General features: G+C 66.6%; 1 protein-coding gene. It reads left to right on the forward strand.

Going from position 1 to position 3628, the window contains the following annotated elements; genetic code table 11:
* Nucleotides 1–3628 (forward strand): ATP-binding protein (locus WBV89_RS17860; protein ID WP_423982683.1); only part of this gene is annotated, 3628 nt, incomplete at both ends.

The following is a 3628-nucleotide window of genomic DNA, read 5'->3' on the forward strand; positions in this document are numbered from 1 at the left end:
CGCGGAGTGGGTGCATGATTCACCGGCACTGGTGCTCGCGCTCGCCCGACCCGAGCTGCGCGAAATCCGGCCCGCTCTTGCGGAGACGGGTCGGAGCGTCGCCGAGACCATCTCGCTCGAGGGCCTCTCCGCCCGAGCCACCGAGGAACTCGCCGCGCGTCTCGTCGGGGCCGAATCGCTGCCTCACGATCTCCTTGCACGGCTCCCCGACTCGACGGAGGGGAATCCGCTCTTCGTTCGTGAACTGATGAAGATGCTCGTCGACGACGGCGTGATCGTCGAGTCGGATGGGCGCTGGGAACTGACGATCGACGCCGAGGCGGTCGAAGTGCCGCCGACGATTCACGGGCTGCTCTCCGCCCGCCTCGAACGAATGCCCGTTGACGAGCGTCGTCTCGTCGAGCTCGCTTCAGTGGTCGGGCCGGAGTTTCCGCTCGGAGCCGTCGCAGCGATCAGCACCTCGAGCGATGTCGGTGGGCTGCTGCCAACGTTGGAGCGACTCCGGCGCAACGAGCTCGTTGAACCGACCGGCACCTACTGGGGCAATGAACCGCTCTTCCGCTTTCATCACGTTCTGATTCGCGACGCGGCGTATCGCCGTCTCCTGAAGGGTGCCCGTGCCGACCTGCACATCGAGGTCGGCACGTGGATCGAGGCCACGGCCGCGAATCTGGTCGGCGAACACGAGGTGACCATCGCCCATCACTTCGAGCAGGCCCACGACTATCGACAACAGCTGAACATCACGGACGACTCGACGACAGCCATCGGACGACGCGCCTCGGACTTGCTGCGCGCCGCAGCAATCCGAGCGCTCGATCGCGATGACGTGGCAGCAGCAGGCTCACTGGCGGTACGCGCAGTCGCCCGTCTCCAGTCGGACGCCGACGAACTTCCCGATCTCCTCATGCTCGGCTGTGAGGCACTCCTCGCCTCGGGCGACGTCGGGAGCGCTCGACCGCTGCTGAAGCAGCTCGCCGACCGATCGGTCGGCGACGAGCGGCTTGCAGCGTGGACTGCGTGTTTCGACGCCCAACTCGTCGTCCTCACAGATCCCGACCGGCTCGAGGTGGCGGAGTCGGCCGCCGAGAGTGCTGCTGACGAACTGGCCTCCCTCGGCGATCAGGCCGGCGAGGCGAAGGCGCGGCTCGTGCTCGCCGGAGCGCTCGCTCGGCTCGGCCGGATCGGTGATTGCGAAAGACAACTCGACATGGCCCTCAACGCAGCTCGCGCCTCGGAGGACGGACGGCGTATCGCAGCCGTTCTCGGGGCGGCGCCCGTGGCCGCGCTCTGGGGGCCGAGCCCGGTTTCGCGTGCGGGCGGGCGGTGCCTCGACGTCATCCGACTGCTTCGCATCACCACCGGATCCCCGGGGGTCGAGGCGACCGCGACGCGTTGTCAAGCAGTACTCGAAGCCTTCCGAGGGCGGTTCGACACCGCGCGCACGATGCTTGCCGAGGCTCGGGCAACCGTGGAGGAACTCGGTCTGCGTCACGGGCTTCTCGAAACCGAGTTGTACAGCGGCATCGTCGAGCTCCTGGCCAATGATCCCGTCGCAGCGGAACCGTTTCTCCGAAGCGCCTACGGCGGGCTCGGACGACTGGGGATCGGTGCCGACGCCGGTCAGGCCGCCGCGCATCTCTCGCGAGCGCTGCTGCTGCAAGGGCGCCTCGACGAGGCCGACGAGCTCGCTGCCGACAGCGAGGCGCTCGCCGGCCAGAACCCCCAGACATCCATCGCGGCCCTGACGGCTCGGGCCGAGATCCTTGCAGCGAGAGGAGATCTCGCCGCCGCGTTGCGACTTGCCGAGGCCGCGGTCGCGTTGGGAGCGGACACGGACATCGTCATCGATCATGGGCAGGCGAATGTGGCGCTGGCTCGGGTCCGGCTCGCCGCCGGCGACATGGGTGGAACCCTGCAAGCGCGACGGGCGGCCGAGGCGCTCTTCGAACAGAAGGGAGCCACCATCGATCTCGGCGAACTCGCGCTGCTTCGACCACCGGTCGAAGCCGATGCACCGAGCTCCGAGCTGCCGCCCCCGGACAAGAAAGCCGCGGATCCGCTCAGCGCTGGGACGGTGGCCGACGACGCCGCCGTGGCCGAGTCGTTCTTCCAAGGAGAATCAGCCGCTGCCCGACCGATCGGGGCGTCCCGTGCATTCGAACGATTCGCCACGTCGACCTACGCGTTGTTTGCGCGAGCCGGAACCGACCGGGACGTAACCGTGTTGATGGCGATCATGGACCACCGACTGACGATGGTCGACCACCGCCAGCTCGGATGGCCGGTCGTCGACTACGACGGATTCCGGAGTCGCATGGACTCCGTGTCGGAGATTTCCGGAGACGTCGCAATCACAGTCCCGCACATCCATCGCATCGATGGATTGTTGAGCTTGGTCGAGATGGTCACCGTCATCACGCGACCCAATGGCGCCGAACACACCGATCGCAGTCTGATCATCAACGACACCAGCACCGAGTCGGGCCTGATGTTGTGGACCGAACAGTTCCATGGCCACGACGAGGCGGCGGCCACCGCTCGCTTCGAGGAAATGGTCGTCGAGGCCGGCGAACGAAGGGAACTGTGGAACGTCACATCGATCGCCGTGAATCGCCTGTGTACTTGGCAGCTGCGCGGTCGGAGCGACCTGATGGAGACACTCCTCGCCGACGACGTGCTCATCGAGCACCACCACGGCGCCCGAAGATCGTTCGACCCCGATGATTTCGAGGTGTCCCAGCGGCGCGTGTTGGCCGTGCGCGGCGATCACCTCGCACTGATCGAGTTTCGTCCAGCCGACCCAAGCGTGGGCCGAGCGACGACTCCCGGCCACCGGTTCGTCGTCGCGCAGCTCGATGCCGACTCGCTCATCTCGCGCATGTCGTGCTTCGACTTCGATCGCGAGTCGCTCCGCGCCGCCGCCGATCTGCTCGACGAGTTGTGGCTGAACTCGGGGGACATCGATGCGACGCGCCATTCGGGCGTCCCCTTCGAGATGCTCGACGCCTTTCGACATCGGGACGTCGAACGGTTCGCAGAGCTCCTGTCCGATGACATCAGAGTTCTCGATCGACGACCGCTGGGTTGGGAGGACTACGACAAAGCGGGATGGCTCGATCTCATGGGTCGGCTCTCCGAGCTCGCCGGTGCAGCGGTGGCCAGCCGCATCCTGCGTGTCGAGGAGTTCGGAGCCGTTGTCCAGATGTCGGAGTGGGCATTCGGTGAGGGAGCGGAGCTCGACGAGATGCTGCCGGGTATCTACGTCGCCATCAGTGACGGCGAGCACGTGACGCACATCGAAGGGCATTCGGACCAGGATCCCGACACTGCACTGGCCCGGTTCGACGAACTGGTTGCTGAGCAGCGTGCGCCGAGTCGGCGACGAGCGGATGATCTCGTCGTGGATGATCGTCGTTCGACGACCGATGTGGAGCCTGTCGGCGCAGACCGGTCGACGGTGGCAGTGAGCGCGAACCGCTCGTTCCTCGATCCAGCGGCAGTCCTCGAGACGATCGCCGAACGTGGCGACCGACTGGCACTGAGTCGCGCGACGGTGGGGCATCGAGACGGTGCTCGAGGCCGCGAACTCGACTGCCTTGTCGTCGAGCGACGAAATGCTCTGGGC

The organism is Ilumatobacter sp. (assembly GCF_049588435.1).
In the GTDB taxonomy this organism is placed as follows: domain Bacteria; phylum Actinomycetota; class Acidimicrobiia; order Acidimicrobiales; family Ilumatobacteraceae; genus Ilumatobacter_A.